The organism is Brevibacillus sp. FSL K6-0770, assembly GCF_038000275.1.
Lineage (GTDB): Bacteria > Bacillota > Bacilli > Brevibacillales > Brevibacillaceae > Brevibacillus > Brevibacillus parabrevis.
Map to the genome: position 1 here is coordinate 2,751,773 of NZ_JBBOBQ010000001.1, position 14,721 is coordinate 2,766,493.

Consider the following 14,721-nt stretch of genomic DNA (forward strand, 5'->3'; position numbering starts at 1 on the left):
CGGAGTGGGCATTTGGATGGAAACGATGAAGCCGCCTATGGAAGTCTTGTACGCAGCGCAGCTTAATGCGTTGCGGGCCAACGATACGGGAGCAAAGCCGCCAAACTGGCAAATGTCGCCACGAGCGGTCCGCGACTTTATCTTGGGTGCTGACAAACCGCTTCCCTACGAGGGAGAGGCAATCGAGATCACGAAGAAGTTTTACGGCGACGATGCCCTGATCGAAAGAGCGATTGTGACACTTGCTGGAAACCGCGGCCTGATGCTGGTCGGCGAACCGGGAACAGCCAAGACCATGCTGAGCGAACTGCTGTCTGCTGCCATTAGCGGCACGAGCACCAACACGATTCAAGGTACGGCAGGCACGACCGAAGACATGATCAAATACTCGTGGAACTACGCCATGCTGCTGGACAAAGGTCCTTCTTTGCAAGCTTTGGTTCCATCGCCTTTGTACACGGGGATGAACAAGGGCATTATTACCCGGTTTGAGGAAATCACTCGCTGCCCTTTTGAAGTGCAAGACGTGTTGATCAGTATTTTGAGCGACAAAGTCATGAACATTCCCGAGCTTGCGGACGGCATTTTGTTTGCCAAGCCCGGATTCAATATTATTGCTACCGCCAACCTGAGAGACAAGGGCGTCAACGAGATGAGCAGCGCCCTCAAGCGTCGGTTCAACTTCGAGACGATTGCGCCGATCAATCACGTGAAAATGGAAGCGCAAATTATCGAATCGCAGGCGAAAATGATCTTGCAGCGCAGCGGCGTGGATATCGAGATCGACCGCGATGTTGTGGAAATTTTGGCGACGACTTTCATGGAACTGCGCACAGGGCAGACGAAGGAAGGCTACAAAATCGACTCGCCACAATCGGTGATGAGCACGGCTGAAGCTGTATCGGTGTACGTGCAAAGCGCGATGACCGCTCATTACTACGAAGGCAAGCCGATGACGATGGAGCGACTCGTGCAAAATTTGCAGGGAGCTGTCGTCAAGGAGAACCAGAAGGATGCTGGCGTGCTGAAAACGTACTTCACGAAGGTGGTCAAAGAACGGGCAAAGGAAGAGGGCCTATGGGGAGCGTACTACAACGAGAAGAAATGGATCAAATAAACAGGCTGGTCGAGCAGGAAGTATACGATCTGGCGAAGCAGGTCGTCTATTTTCCGATCAGGCACCACAGTCCTGCTTGCGCCTTTCATCTGCAAAAGACGATTGCGGAATACGAGCCGCAGATCATCTTGATCGAAGGGCCGGACAACAGCAACCATCTCATCCCGATATTGACGGCTGAGCAGACGAAGCCGCCCGTAAGCATCTACTACGCCTACGCTTCGGGCGAGAAAAAATACGTCTGCTATTTCCCGTTTCTCACCTATTCGCCGGAGTATGTGGCCCTCGTCGAGGCAAAGCGCAGGGAGATTCCCGCCGCTTTCATCGATCTTGGCTACGGCAGTCGGCTGGAGAGCATGGAAGACGGACACGATCTGAAAAAGCAGAACCAGAAGCTCTCCTACCACGATGAGCGGATGCTGGCCGGGTCGCAATTTATTGCCCGGCTGTGCGAAACGATGAGATGCCGCAACTTCGACGAACTGTGGGAGCGGGTTTTCGAGGTCGAAGGCATTCGCAAGCCGACGCGAGAGTTTGTCAAAGACGTGTTCGCCTACTGCTATTTGTCGCGAAAATGTTACGACGACGCCACGCTCGAAGCAGAGGGAGACTTGATCCGCGAAGCGCATATGCGCCAAAAAATTGCAGAAGCCAAAGAGAAATATCAAAAAATTCTCGTGGTGACGGGCGGGTTTCATACATACGGGCTTTTGGAGAGCCGAAAGACGGCTTACAAGATTCAAAAAGTCAAAGACGAAAAAATATATCCGATGGTGTACACCTACCAGGAAGCCGACCAGCTGAATGGCTACGCCAGCGGCATGCCGTACGTCCACTATTACGAGACAGTATGGAATGCCATGGGGAAAAAGGAGCAGACGCCTTTTTCAAAAAGCGCGCTGTCGTACTTGGCGCAACTCGTGAAGCGGCTGCGCGAAAAGGGCGAGATCGTCTCGACGGCAGATGCGATTGAGGCGTACAGCCTGATCAGCGGACTTGCCGTGATGCGCGAAAAGTCGGAGGGCGGGGCGTATGAGCTGCAAGACTCCGTGCTGTCTGCCTTTACAAAAGGCGAGCGTTCCATCGCCACCGCGAAGCCGATCGAGACACTGCGCGAGCTGATGACAGGCGAAGGCATCGGCGAAGTGGCGCCCAACGACCTCGACGTCCCGATTGTCCGCGATTTTAAGGAAACGTGCAAAGCGTTCAAACTGACGATTACGACAACGGGGCGCAACCAAAAAGTGTTGGAATTGTACGCCAAGCGATCGCACAGGGAAGCGAGCCGTTTTTTGCACTGTGTCCACTTTTTGGGCACGGAGTTTTGCACGAAGGAAGCCGGGCCGGACTGGCTGAACGACAAGTACGTCAATCTCGTGCGCGAGACGTGGCGCTACAGCTATTCTTCCTACGTGGAGGCGCGGTTGATCGAGGCTTCTGTCTACGGCGGAACCGTGAAAGAAGCGGCGGCGCAAAAGCTGGAAGAAATGATGAAGGAACTGCCGCAGCACCAAAGCCACATGTTGGCGAAATGGCTGCTCATGGCGGTTGTCATGGGACTGGAGAAGCTTGGCGAGCGGTTGTTTGCAGCTGTCGTGTCGGCAGTCAGGGAAGACGGACACTTTTTGTCCTTGTGCAAAACGTTGAAAACACTTTCGATTTTGCACGAGCAAAGGCGCTTGTTCGGATTGACAGACACGGCACGGCTGGAGTCGCTTGTCGATGAGGTGTACTACCAGGCTGTGGCGAAAATTTCCGAGCTGAGCAGCCCCAACCCTGACGAATGCCCGGAAATCGCCGAGCAGTTCAAATTTTTGTACATGATCAGCGAGCAAAAACAGGCGGAAGCTTCCCGTGACATTTTTCTCGACCAACTGGAGACGCTGCTTGCGGTTCCGACGTTGCCAGCGATGCTGGAAGGGGCCGCCGCCGCGATTTTGTGCAATCTTGGTGCCTTGGAGCGCGGGGAGATCAGCGTCAGGGCACGGGCTTACATGTTCGGCACACCGGAAAAGATGCAGCACACCGCCGCCTACTTGCACGGTGTTTTCCTCGTCGGCCGGGATTATTTGTTTGACGATGACAGCATCTTGTCCGATTTGAACCAGATGATTATCAGGCTCGACTACGACAGTTTTTTGCAGCTTGTGCCGCAGCTTCGGCTGGCTTTCGCGTTTTTCGGACCAATGGAAATCAGCATGCTGGCGGAAAAAGTCGGGGCGTTGTTCGAGACGACAGCCGAAGAAATGACGGCTCCAGCCGTTGCCGAGCCAGTTTTGCAGCGGGCGCGGTTGCTTGACGACAGGATCAGGGGGGAGTTTGCCAGATGGAACCTCATTTGAAGCGGGAAGCCATGAACCGCTGGCGGCTTCTGTTAGGCGCGCAGGCAGAAGATGCGCTGGAAGAGTGCGGTGACTACAGCCGCTCCGATTTTGCCTACCGCGAGCTGGATTCGATCCTCGATTTCCTGTACGGCCGGGAGCACGGCGAAGAGCAAGGCTACCGCAAAGAAGGCGGCCGGGAAGGCTCCACGCTGACGGTGCCGACCTGGCTGCAAAAAATCCGCAAGCTATTCCCGAAAGAAACGGTGGAAATTTTGGAAAAGCAGGCGCTGGAGCGCTACAACATGACCGAGCTGCTTACAGACAAAAAAGTGCTGGAAAGCCTTGAGCCAAACATGACCCTGCTGAAAAACATCCTCCAGTTCAAGGGCAGGATGAAGGGCGAGGTCGTCAGAAGCGCCAAGGAAATCGTCCGCAAAGTCGTCGAGGAGCTGCGCCGCCAACTGGAAGCGGAAATCCAGACGAGCATCGTGGGCAAGCGCAACCGTTTCCGGCGCGGCTACACGAAAACGATGCGCAATCTGGACGTCCACAAAACGATTCGCAAAAACTTGAAAAACTACGACCGGGCCAACAAGCGCTTTGTGATCGACGAGCTGTATTTTCACAGCAACATCCAGCACCACAACAAATGGAACATCGTGATCGTCGTCGACGAGAGCGGCAGCATGATGGACTCGGTCATTTACAGCGCCGTGATGGCGAGCATTTTTTACAAGCTGGCGGCGCTGAAAACGAACCTGGTCATTTTCGACACCAAGGTCGTCGATTTGAGCGACAGGCTGGATGACCCGGTCGATGTGCTGATGAGCGTGCAACTGGGCGGGGGGACTCACATTGCGCAGGCGCTCCGCTACGGCAAGTCGCTTTTGGAGAATCCGTCCAAGACGATCTTCATTTTGGTCAGCGACCTGGAGGAAGGTTATCCGATCAAAGAGATGTACCGCCAAAGCAAAGAGATCATCGATTCAGGCTGCAAGTTTCTCGTGCTGACCGCGCTTGATTTCAACGGAAACGCTACATACAACAAGCATGCTGCCCGCGTGCTTGCGGACATGGGCGCGCACGTCGCTGCGCTTACGCCTGACCAGCTATCGCAATGGATTGGCAAGATCATCAAATAAACGGGGAAGACAAGGGAGGAAGCCAGATGGTACTGAAAAAACTCGACGCCCATCCGATCATTGGGACATTTTTGGAGCGCTACAAATCAGACAGCCCGCAGAACGCTCATTTGATCGACAGCATCTCGGACTACTTGACGCAAGAGACAAACGAATGCCCGCCGATTGTCGAAGATCAGCGCTATTACGGATATGCGCTCATGCCGCAGTTGGACAAACTGAAAAAGCGCGGAGACGAGACCGCTTTTTATCGTGCCGCGGAAGTATTGTACAAGACCAGCCACCGCTTTTACGAAAAGCAAAACGTCATGGAGCGCTGCTTCCTGGATGCGATTGAGTTGCGCGACGTCGACGTGGATGCAAGCCGCCTGCAAGAGCTTCTGGCTGTCGAGCAAAAATCGTATGACGCGATGAAAAAGACTGTGGAGCAGTTCGGTATGCCGTTGTTCCGCGAGTTTTTGCGCAAAACGGTGGAAGACTACCGGGCAAGCATCAGCCGGGACTACACTTCTGTCTTTGCGCGCTCCAAGCACATCCTTTTGCTCGCCTACGCCTACGCTATCTCGCCAAACCTGCTGGAATCATTGGGAGAGAAGCTTGAGCCTGTTTACTACCACCTGGTGACGGGCGATACCCGTGCATACGTCGCGGAAATATGGCAAATGGCCAAAAAAGTTGCCGTGCTGCCAGTCAACAGCAACACGTTGACCAGCGAGTCGCTCTATCCGGCGTACTGCAAGGAGAAAAAAGCGCAATTGCGCGAGACGCATTTCCCGGATGAATCTACACCGGAAAGCTCTTTGCTTAATCAGAGGCATTTGAAGCGCTACTTCGAAATCATGCTCAGCCTGGCGTATTACCGGATGCATGTCAAGGGCGGAATGACAGCGTTTCTCGCGGAGCCTGAAGAGAGCGACCGCGAGCTGCTCGCGGCTTTGCAAGTGATGTTCGAGCTGTACCCGCTCGACATTTTGGATCACGACGTCCGCCTGCGCGAGCTCGTGAAGATGGAGGAGCCATACGACTTGCTTTTAGCCATGCGAAGCCACTTGCTCCAGCCGCCTACCAATTGGGAGCAGCTGGAAAAGGTCGTGCTGGCTGACCTCGGAAAATCCAGACGCGCCCTGGACATCGCTGCGATTCCGATTGTGAAAGGGTATTTGTACAAAAAGCTGACCGATCAGGGAGTCGACCTGTCCGCTGCGGACACGACGCTGGAAGCGATTGCGCTGGATGCGCTGCGCCGGATGAAAGGAACGCAAAAGCTGGCCAATTATTTGGAGGGCAAAGACACGCTGGAAGAAGCGCTGGCAAACGTCCATCTGGAAGATTTCGACCGCGTCAGACAGCAAATGATTTTGCTCAGCTTCTTGCCAGTGGAGCATCCTTTTGTAGCTCGACTCACGGCGGCGATGAGCAAATTCGTCGGCAAGTCGGGGCGCATGGTTGGACATATGTGCTACGTCCATGCTTTCCAGAACGACTTGATCAAGCTGGTAGGCATGTACGAACAAGATCCTGAGACAGATATCAAACAGCTTGTTCACCAAATTTTGGCGATCAAAAATTCTCTCTACTACCACGTAGAAGTCAAAGCAGAGCACTATCAGTCGCTCGTTCGCGCCTATCCGCAAATATGCCTCGACGCATTCGACAAGTTTGATACAGAAGTTCGCCTGTTTGTGCTGGAAACGCTTCTGGACGCCAACCAGCCTGTGTCGCGCGAGGTGCGCAACCAGGCCATTCGCCTCGGTCTGTCCGATTCGTCGAAAAAAGTGACGGGACTCGCCAATGCGGCTTTGTTGCACGCGAAGGACGAGGAACTGTGCGTAGAAGTGTACACCACGGAAAAGAAAGCGAAAGTCAAGGAGTGGGCGCTTGATGCGATTCGCACCTTGGATAACCGCAAAGACATTTTTGCGGACCTGTTGCAAAAGGAGAAAAACAGCAAATTCAAGGCGCTGCTCGAAAACTTGATCGAGGCAGACGGCCAAGGGCCAGATGCCAGCATCGCCAACTTGGGCAATCTGATCGACAAGCGCAAGCTCGCCCGGATCAAATGGCTGCCGATCGAACTGCTCCCGCAACTGCGCGACGAGCAAGGCAACGAGCTGGGCAAAGAGCTGATCGAGTACATTTTGACGCAATCGCTGGAATCGCCAACGGCCCCATCTCCGCACGTGTTGCTGCTGAAAGCTCAGTTCACCGCCGCGTCGGCCGCCGATTTTGTTGCCGAAGTGCTTCGTGCGTGGCTCGACCAGGGAGCGGTGGCAAAAGAAAAATGGGTCATGCCGCTCGCGATTGCGCTCGGTGACAGACGGACGGTCGATACGATCAGCCAGATGATCAAGGAATGGACGGACTACTCCCGCGGAGCGCTCGCCGCAGAAGGAGTGCGGGCGTTGTCCTTCTCGGAAGATTTGGCAGCGCTGCGGCAGATCGATTCGATCAAACGGACGATCAAAAACAAGCAAGTCCGCTCTGCGGCAGAGGAAGCGCTGGGCATGGCGGCGGCCAACCTGAAAATTTCAGCGGAAGAACTGGAAGATCGGCTGGTTACCCAGCTTGGCTTCGATGCGTCCGGCAAGCAAGTTTTCTCTTATGGCGAACGCACGTTTACGGTAAAAGTCAGCAACGAGCTGGAGCTGGAAGTGACCAACGACAGCACGGGCAAGGCGGTCAAAAATTTGCCTGCTCCGACGCAAAAAGACGATCAGCAGCTGGCGGAAGAGGCACGAGCGACTTTTGCCCAGTTGAAAAAAGACCTGAAAAGCATGGTCAAGCTGCAGGCGCTGCGACTGGAAGAATCGTTGTCCAAGTCGCGCTACTGGACGACAGAAGCGTGGAACCGCCTGTTTGTGGAAAATGTGCTGATGCAAAAATTCGCGATTGGCCTGATCTGGGGCGTTTACGAGGACGGTTCGCTCGCGGCCACTTTCCGCTATATGGATGACGGAACGTTCAACACCGTTGACGAGGACGAATACGAGTTGCCAGAACAAGCGCAAATCGGCCTGGTGCATCCGCTGGAGCTGGACGAAGAGACGCTGGCAGGCTGGCGCACTCAGCTGGAAGATTACGAAATTTCCCAGCCGTTTGACCAATTGAACCGCGAACTGTTCCTGCCGACAGAAGAAGAACTGAAAGCGGACGAAGTGCTGCGGCTCCCGGACGGCGCCTACACGCCAACCGCTTTTGCCAAAACGATGGAGAAATACGGCTGGATCAAAGGCACTCCGCAGGATGCGGGCTTCTACTACGAGTTTTACAAGCTGTACGGCAATGTCGTGGCCGAGCTGAAAATCAGCGGAGCGAGCATTTCGTACTACGACGGCATGGATGACGTCACTTTGGAGAGCCTCGCTTTTTACCCGAATGACGACAGCCAGTACAAGTACATGTACTTCAAGCCGATCGACCGTTTGAAGCTGGCGACGCTTCCGGCGCGGATTTTCAGTGAAACGCTCTACGATGTCGTGCGTGCTACCGGGAAGTAATCATGGCAGATTTCAAAAGCGATTTTCAGCGATGGATCGGACTGTGCAACGAGGAATATTTGATCAAGTACGCCAACAAGGGCCTTTACAATCGCGCATGCAAGGAAATCGAGAAGGGCGTTACGGTTTCGTATGAGTTCATGGATGATCATGTCAGGTGCGCGCTGTCGGATGACAGCGTGTGCCTGTTGTACGGAGACATCGAGCGTTTTTCCTGCTCGTGCCCGTCAGATAAAATATGCAAGCATGTCATCCTGGCGATCGTCGCTTACGCCACACAGCATCAGCCAGCAGCTGGCATGGGTGACGCGGGTGATGAGCCTGCCGTATTCAAGCCTGACTTTGGCTGGTTGTTGCAGCTTCATCCGTCCGATTTTTTGCAGGCTTTTACCGCGGCACAGATCGAGGAAGTGCTGTTCCGCTTAGAGTACGGCGAGGCGCTGGAAGTTGCGGAAACGTCCTTTTTGACCGTGACGCTGCAGCTTCAACAGGTCGAGGTTTCGTTCGACCAGGAAGCCGATCTGAGCCGGGCGATGTGCAGTTGCAAGGCAAAAGGCAACTGCATTCACAAGCTGGAATGCCTCTTGCGCTATCGTCTCGTCCATGAGATCGACGACCGGGAAGCGTTGCAGGCAGACATCACGGATGTCAGCTATGACGCAGAGGTGGCGGCGGAGGCGAGAGCTTTGCTGGCCGAAGTGCTCGGAATCGGATTGGCGAAGCTGCCGGAGACGGTTTGTACGCGCTTCGAGCTTTTGGCGATTGCGGCCCATAACGGGAACTTGCCTGCCTTGGAAAAAGATTTGCGCGGGATCAAAGGAGAGCTTGGCCTGTTTTTCCAGCGCCACGTGAAGTTTTCGCAAGACGTGCTGTTAGACAGACTGGCCCGCGTCTACCTGGGGCTGGCTGCCCTGGAAAAAAGCGAGCGTCCAGAGCTGAAAAAACAGTTGCTGGGCAGCTTTAAAAGCAAATACCACACAGTGCCGCACCTGACGCTGTACGCGCTGGGGGCCAATCCATGGGAGACGCGCTCCGGCTACAAGGGTGTGACGTATTACTTTTTCTCGCTGGCAGACAAGCGCATTTACACGTATACCGAGGCCCGGCCTGTCTACTACGAGGGAACGAGCTTTACGTATGCGACGAGCTACAAAAGCAAGGCGCCATGGGGCGGACTGGTGACGATGGAGGAGCTGTCCCATTCCCAGGTGAGCCTGACGAGTGCGAAGACGAACCGGGAGCAGCGGCTGTCATCGAGCGATGAGACGAAGCTTGTCGTGTTGCCGAGGGAAAATATCGAGGAACTCGATCTGGGCGAGACGCTGTGCCGCGATTTGGCCGAGCGCATGGGCGAGGGAGCAGGCGTCCTGTTTGAGCAGGCGACAGAGCACGTCTTTTTGCTCCCAACGAAGTCCGTTCTGCAAGTGTTTTATGAAGCAGCCACGCAGCAGCTGATCATTACGGTCGAAGCGCACGACGGCGAGAGCATCCCGCTTGTCATTCCATACCAGGGCGAGTTCGACAAAACGATTCGCTATCTGGAAAACAACAAGCGGCTGCTGGAGCTGCGGGACGTGTATTGGCTTGTTCAAGTCAGAGGGGATGAGCTGTACCCGATCAGCATGCTGCAAGGCAAATCATTGACGAGCTTGAAGCTTGATTTATAACGGCAGTGGAGTGTGAGGATTCGCACATGGAGGAGATTTTTGCTTTTCGCGAAAAACTGGAAGATTGGGTGGAGCGCATGCTGCTCAAAGGCATCCGCAAATTCGAGTCTGCTGACTTGGCAACGCTCGCCCGGCTCGAAGCGAGTGCGCGGGAATACGGGATGGACTTTCTTGCCGAGCTGATCGCACGCCTGGCTGAGGCGGGCGGCCACTATATGCGCGATGCAAAAGCGGGAGTTGAGTTGTTGACCGAACGATATTTGTATATGGTACAATACGTCAACATGATGAAAAAGCCTCTGTCACAAGCAGTGGCAGACTGAAGGGGCACGACCAGCCGCTCCCTTCCGTTACGGGGAAGGATAGATGACGATGAAATTCCATATACAGTTATCGGATATGCAAGAATATTTCCCGCAGTTTCTGGCGTCCATGCAGGCGACTTTGCTTGACCGTTCCTGGGAACAACAGGCGATCGCTCCCGCGCATATCGGCTCGGGCGGCATCACTCGGCTGCGGATTCGCCCTGGCATGGAGATCGTCATGACCGACTTGTTGCTGGAAGAAGACATGAAGTACACGATTCAGGAAAACTTCCAGCTGCTGGAGTTGAATTACAGCTTGAGCGGCCAGACGTATTGCGCCTGGAACGGCAAGGAAAAGCAGATCGCAAGCAAGGAAGGCAGCGTCGTCTTTTTGGCAGACGAGAAGGTGTACCTGGAACGAAAAGCGGGGATTCGCAACCAGCACGTGGAGATTCGCATGAGTCCCGAGCATTTTCTCAGCTATTCCGAACAAAGCGAGGATGGCTCGATTTTCGAAGCGTTTTTGAATCGGCATCAGGGCGGCGTAGAGCCTTATGACACGTCACCAGCGATTCAGAAATGCATCCACGATATGTTCTTTTGCACGTACCAGGGGCCGCTCAAACGGTTGTACATGGAGAGCAAGGCGATGGAAATCATCGCGCTGGTCAGCCAAAGTCCCGGCACGGCAAAAGCGCGCAGCAGCGTCAACTTGCGCAAGCAGGATGTGGAGATGCTGGCTCGCGTGCAGGCAACGATTGTGCAAAACTTGGAGAACCCGTACAGCATTCGCCAGCTGTCCCGCATGGCGGGGATGAATGAGAGCAAGCTCAAGCAAGGCTTTCGCGAGATGTACGGCATGAGCATTTTCGAACAGGTTCGGCAGGCGCGGATGGAAAAAGCGCTGGCGCTCATGGAGACGGAACAGCTCACCATCGGGCAGGCAGCCGCTGCTGTCGGGTACAGCAATGCGAGCAATTTTACGGCAGCTTTTCGCAAGCAATACGGCATGAACCCAAGTGAATACGTAAGACGGCAGTTCTCCTAACAACAACCCGAGCGACGTTCGGGTTGTTTTTCTTCTTTTGCAGGCAGAAAAACAACCGCTACAGGTAGAGGCGCGACGGCTTCGCGAGTGATAATCACTATCAGATGGGCGGCAGCGTCAAGTCGTTGCAGCTTGCAAAGGAATGAGAGGAGAGAAGCAGATTGAAAAAACATTTTTGGATGATCTTCGCTACCGTCCTAGTCGCGATGACGTCGATCGCTACCTTCAATCCGATTTTGGGACTTTTGGCGCGAACGCTGGGCTTTAGCGAAATCCAGTCGGGCAGTCTGGTGACGATTACCGGATTGTTCTGGATCGTCGGCAGTTTTTTATGGGAGAAATGGTCGCGCACCAATCGCAAGCGCTTGATGGTCATTGCGATTCTCGGGTATACGCTGACCTTGGCGAGCTTTGCCTTACTCGCTGACTGGGCAAAAGCAACTCCCGGCAATGCGGTTGTCCTGTATTGGGAGTTGTTCGCGCTGCGCGCTGTTGGCGGCTTTTTCTTCGGGGCGATTCCGACGATGGCCCAAGGCTACTTGATGGAATGGACGACGGCGCAAAATCGCGCTTCCGGCATGGCGTTATTCGGAGGGGCGAGCGGGATGGGCTTTGTTCTCGGGCCAGCTCTCGGGGCGGCTTTGACGCCGATCGGGTTCACTTCCCCGATGTATGTATCGACCGCGTTGCTTGTCGTTGTCGCTATTTTGAGCGGGATCATTTTGCCGGATAGCAAGGGCGGTCAGGTGAAGAAAGCAGCGGTCAAGCTCTCGATGACCGATCCGCGCATTCGCTTGTACATCTTGATCGGCCTGTTGCTGTCCACCGTCATGATCATGCTGCAAGTAACGTGCGGGATTTACATGCAAGATCAGCTTCAATTAAGCGATAAGGCAGCGGCGCAATCGATCGGTGTCGGCCTGTCTGTTGCGGGTGTGATTGTCGTTGTCGTGCAGCTTTTGGTTGGGCGTTATCTCAGATGGCAGCCCGCCCGCCTGCTGAAAATCGGGTTGAGCTCGCTGTTTGTCGCCTTTACTTTGTTTATGCTCGCTCCGGCCTGGTACATCGTCGCTTTTCTTTTCCACGGAATCGGGATCGGATTTACATTGCCCGGCTATATTACGGCAGCGTCTCTGGCCGTTTCGGCGGAAGAACAGTCGGCTGTGGCTTCTTACACAGGGGCGGCGCAGGGTGTCGGCTCGTTTGTCGGCCCGCTGGCGGGGACGATGCTGTACAGCTGGCAGATGTCCATTCCGTATCTCGTTTGCTCGCTGTCGCTGGCGTGCGTTGCTTTGCTCGTGTTTGCCAAGCATCGCGGAGGTCAGCCAGCCAGCGTCTCCTAGGAACTGTTCATGAAGAGAGGTTCGATTGCGAATCTCTCTTTTTTGTGTGAAAAACGCGTCGCTGTTTTTCCGGAAAAGAAAAGGGGATAGAGCCGCTTGCCGTTCACGCAGCATTCATGGCCCTTTAGCGCGATGCGTGAATTGACAGTGAGAATGGTTATCGATAGAGTGTTGTAGAGAACAGTCCAGTCTGCTGGAAAAAAGAGGGGGAGATTCATCTGCAACTGGAACAGTACATCGCCTTGTGGAACCAGGCGACAATCAAAATGATCGATGTTCGGCAGCATCGTCTGCGAGGCGATGAAGCCCCGTTTTCCTACTGCTTGCCAGCCAGCGCATTTTTGTACACGACGATCGGGCACGCCCATGTCTATCTGGATGGGCGTTTTTACGACGCGCGTCCTTTCCACGTCTTGCACAGCGGAAAAGGCTCGCGGGTGGAGATTCATTGCCTGGACGATGCCGTCGTCTTTTATTTGATCCTCTATCAGGCGAAAGTGTTTCTGCCTTGGCGAAAAGAGCTTCGCGTCCTGCTTGAGACAGCCAATCCTTTCGCCCGCACGTACGAAGTCAAGCCGAAAGTTCCGCTCGAACTGCTAGACTTGCTTGTCGCCATGTACGAGGAATGGCAGTCGTCCACACCTTTGCAGCGATTTCACGTCAAAACGCTGTTTCAGCTGTGGGTGCACCAGATTTTGCAGCAGCTCCAGGAGCAGGACGGGAAGACGGGGGCGCTTTCTGTTGTCGAGCAAGCGATTTTATACATACAAGGCAAGTACGCGGAGCCTCTGTCAGTCGATACGATCGCGCAGCGCTTCGGCTATAGCGCCAAGCATCTGTCCAAGCTGTTTAAAAAACAGACGGGGCACAGCTTGATGGAGTTTGTGATCCAGGTCAGGATGGAGCAAGCCAAAGCGTTTTTGCTGCATTCGGATGCCACTGTGCAGGAAATTGCCGAAAAAGTCGGCTACGCCGATCGTTTTTATTTTTCGCGACTGTTTGCGAAATACGTGGGGATGTCGCCGATCCGCTTCAAAAAACAGGGGGAAGCGCTCGGGACGGAAATTTGTCCATACGCTTTGCGCCGTTCGTCCATTGTTCCGCTTTCCGTCCGCCGTTATATTGATAGTGGTTATGAGAATCATTATCGATATAAAGGAAGGAATGAAACATCGATGAACAGTCGCAAGTTGTCAATCGTCGCGACGATGCTGGTCTGCTTCGCCCTGGTGTTGAGCGCATGCGGTGCAGGTACTGGTGGCGGGGCAGGCGCTGCTTCCGGCAATCCGCAAGCGGTTGCGGTCAAAGAGCAAAGTGCCGCGAGCGCAGATAGCCAAAAACAGGTGCGCATCATGAAAACGATCAAAGGAGAGATTGAGATTCCTTCAGCGCCGAAGCGAGTGATCGTCGATTTGTACCTCGGCAGCTTCATCGCCTTGCAGTTCAAGCCGATCGGCACGCCGGAGCTGAATTTGAAAAACCCGTACTTTGCGGAGTCCCTTGTCGGAGTGGAGAACATCGGGGATTACGAAAATATTTCCCTGGAGAAAATGCTGGAACTTCAACCTGACTTGATCTTCACCGGAAACGAGGCCGCTTTTGAGCAGTACCAGAAAATCGCGCCGACGGTTGTCGTTCCGTTTGGACAGCTGAAAAATGTGCACGAAGAGATTACGTTTGTCGGACAGTTGTTGGGCAAAGAGGCGGAAGCAAAGGCATGGCTCACGGAGTATGACCAGCGAATCGCGCAGGCGCGGGAAAAGATAGCCAAAGTCGTTCCGGCAGATGCCACCGTTTCCATCATGCAAGATTGGGGCAAGCAAACAGGCGTCTTCGGCGACAACTTCGGACGCGGCGGCCAAGCCGTCTATGGCGGGCTAGGCTTGAAACCTCCTGCTGCCATCGCCAAGGAGATCATGGAGAAGCAGGAGGTGGAAGTTTCCAGCGAGAGGTTGCCGACTTACGCGGGTGACTATATCATCTTGACCTCCGAAGAGCGGACGATGGCTGATCTGAAAGCCGATCCGATCTGGCGCACGCTCGACGCTGTGAAAAACGATCGCGTCTACATTTGGAAAAAAGCGAAATCATGGTATTTCGACCCGATCGCCACCTTGTCGCAAACGGAAGAGCTGGCGGACTGGTTGGTGAGCACGGGAGCGAAAAAATAGGCAGTTGAATCAGAGCAAGTGCCTTCCTTTCAGGGGTGCTTGCTCTTTTCGTAGGCAAACCGCTGGATAAATCGGTCGGCGGCCGGGTTGGCGCGGTTCGCTTCTGC

At 54.4% G+C, this 14,721-nt stretch carries 9 protein-coding genes; all 9 read left to right on the forward strand.

Annotated elements, in window-relative coordinates; translation table 11 throughout:
• Window positions 1-16: 16 nt before the first annotated feature.
• The 9 genes from NST23_RS13485 to NST23_RS13525 all read left to right on the forward strand — a co-directional run bounded on the left by NST23_RS13485 (window position 17) and on the right by NST23_RS13525 (window position 14,614).
• Window positions 17-1,117 carry an ATP-binding protein gene (locus NST23_RS13485; RefSeq protein ID WP_173595930.1) on the forward strand — a complete coding sequence of 367 codons (1,101 nt, stop codon included), beginning with the start codon at window positions 17-19 and terminating at the stop codon, window positions 1,115-1,117.
• The gene (locus tag NST23_RS13490) at window positions 1,078-3,459 is read left to right on the forward strand and encodes a DUF5682 family protein (protein ID WP_281868511.1); all 2,382 of its coding nucleotides are present in this window, start codon (window positions 1,078-1,080) and stop codon (window positions 3,457-3,459) included. Before NST23_RS13485 ends, NST23_RS13490 begins: the two co-directional genes overlap by 40 nt.
• Window positions 3,444-4,583 carry a VWA domain-containing protein gene (locus tag NST23_RS13495; protein WP_122963349.1) on the forward strand — a complete coding sequence of 380 codons (1,140 nt, stop codon included), beginning with the start codon at window positions 3,444-3,446 and terminating at the stop codon, window positions 4,581-4,583. The genes NST23_RS13490 and NST23_RS13495 overlap by 16 nt, the downstream gene beginning before the upstream one ends.
• A gap of 26 nt (window positions 4,584-4,609) precedes the next feature.
• On the forward strand, window positions 4,610-8,080 hold the full coding sequence (locus NST23_RS13500) for a DUF4132 domain-containing protein (RefSeq protein WP_340963832.1): 3,471 nt from the start codon (window positions 4,610-4,612) through the stop codon (window positions 8,078-8,080).
• Between the two features lie 2 nt (window positions 8,081-8,082).
• Complete coding sequence (locus NST23_RS13505; RefSeq protein ID WP_122963347.1) at window positions 8,083-9,747, forward strand: SWIM zinc finger family protein; 1,665 nt, start codon at window positions 8,083-8,085, stop codon at window positions 9,745-9,747.
• 26 nt (window positions 9,748-9,773) lie between these two features.
• Window positions 9,774-10,070 (forward strand): hypothetical protein, encoded by a 297-nt coding sequence (locus NST23_RS13510; protein WP_122963346.1) that lies wholly within the window; start codon window positions 9,774-9,776, stop codon window positions 10,068-10,070.
• A 49-nt stretch (window positions 10,071-10,119) separates the two neighbouring features.
• Complete coding sequence (locus NST23_RS13515; RefSeq protein ID WP_167470247.1) at window positions 10,120-11,100, forward strand: helix-turn-helix transcriptional regulator; 981 nt, start codon at window positions 10,120-10,122, stop codon at window positions 11,098-11,100.
• Window positions 11,101-11,261: 161 nt separating this feature from the next.
• Window positions 11,262-12,443, forward strand: coding sequence for an MFS transporter (locus NST23_RS13520; protein ID WP_173595934.1), 1,182 nt, complete (start codon window positions 11,262-11,264; stop codon window positions 12,441-12,443).
• 266 nt (window positions 12,444-12,709) lie between these two features.
• Window positions 12,710-14,614 carry an AraC family transcriptional regulator gene (locus NST23_RS13525; protein ID WP_173595935.1) on the forward strand — a complete coding sequence of 635 codons (1,905 nt, stop codon included), beginning with the start codon at window positions 12,710-12,712 and terminating at the stop codon, window positions 14,612-14,614.
• The last annotated feature ends 107 nt before the right edge of the window (window positions 14,615-14,721 follow it).

What these genes read in the sequence shown, in the direction of transcription:
- NST23_RS13485 (WP_173595930.1), top strand. Translation starts at nt 17, where the DNA reads ATGGAAACGATGAAGCCGCCTATGGAAGTCTTGTACGCAGCGCAGCTT.
- NST23_RS13490 (WP_281868511.1), top strand. Translation starts at nt 1,078, where the DNA reads ATGGGGAGCGTACTACAACGAGAAGAAATGGATCAAATAAACAGGCTG.
- NST23_RS13495 (WP_122963349.1), top strand. Translation starts at nt 3,444, where the DNA reads ATGGAACCTCATTTGAAGCGGGAAGCCATGAACCGCTGGCGGCTTCTG.
- NST23_RS13500 (WP_340963832.1), top strand. Translation starts at nt 4,610, where the DNA reads ATGGTACTGAAAAAACTCGACGCCCATCCGATCATTGGGACATTTTTG.
- NST23_RS13505 (WP_122963347.1), top strand. Translation starts at nt 8,083, where the DNA reads ATGGCAGATTTCAAAAGCGATTTTCAGCGATGGATCGGACTGTGCAAC.
- NST23_RS13510 (WP_122963346.1), top strand. Translation starts at nt 9,774, where the DNA reads ATGGAGGAGATTTTTGCTTTTCGCGAAAAACTGGAAGATTGGGTGGAG.
- NST23_RS13515 (WP_167470247.1), top strand. Translation starts at nt 10,120, where the DNA reads ATGAAATTCCATATACAGTTATCGGATATGCAAGAATATTTCCCGCAG.
- NST23_RS13525 (WP_173595935.1), top strand. Translation starts at nt 12,710, where the DNA reads ATGATCGATGTTCGGCAGCATCGTCTGCGAGGCGATGAAGCCCCGTTT.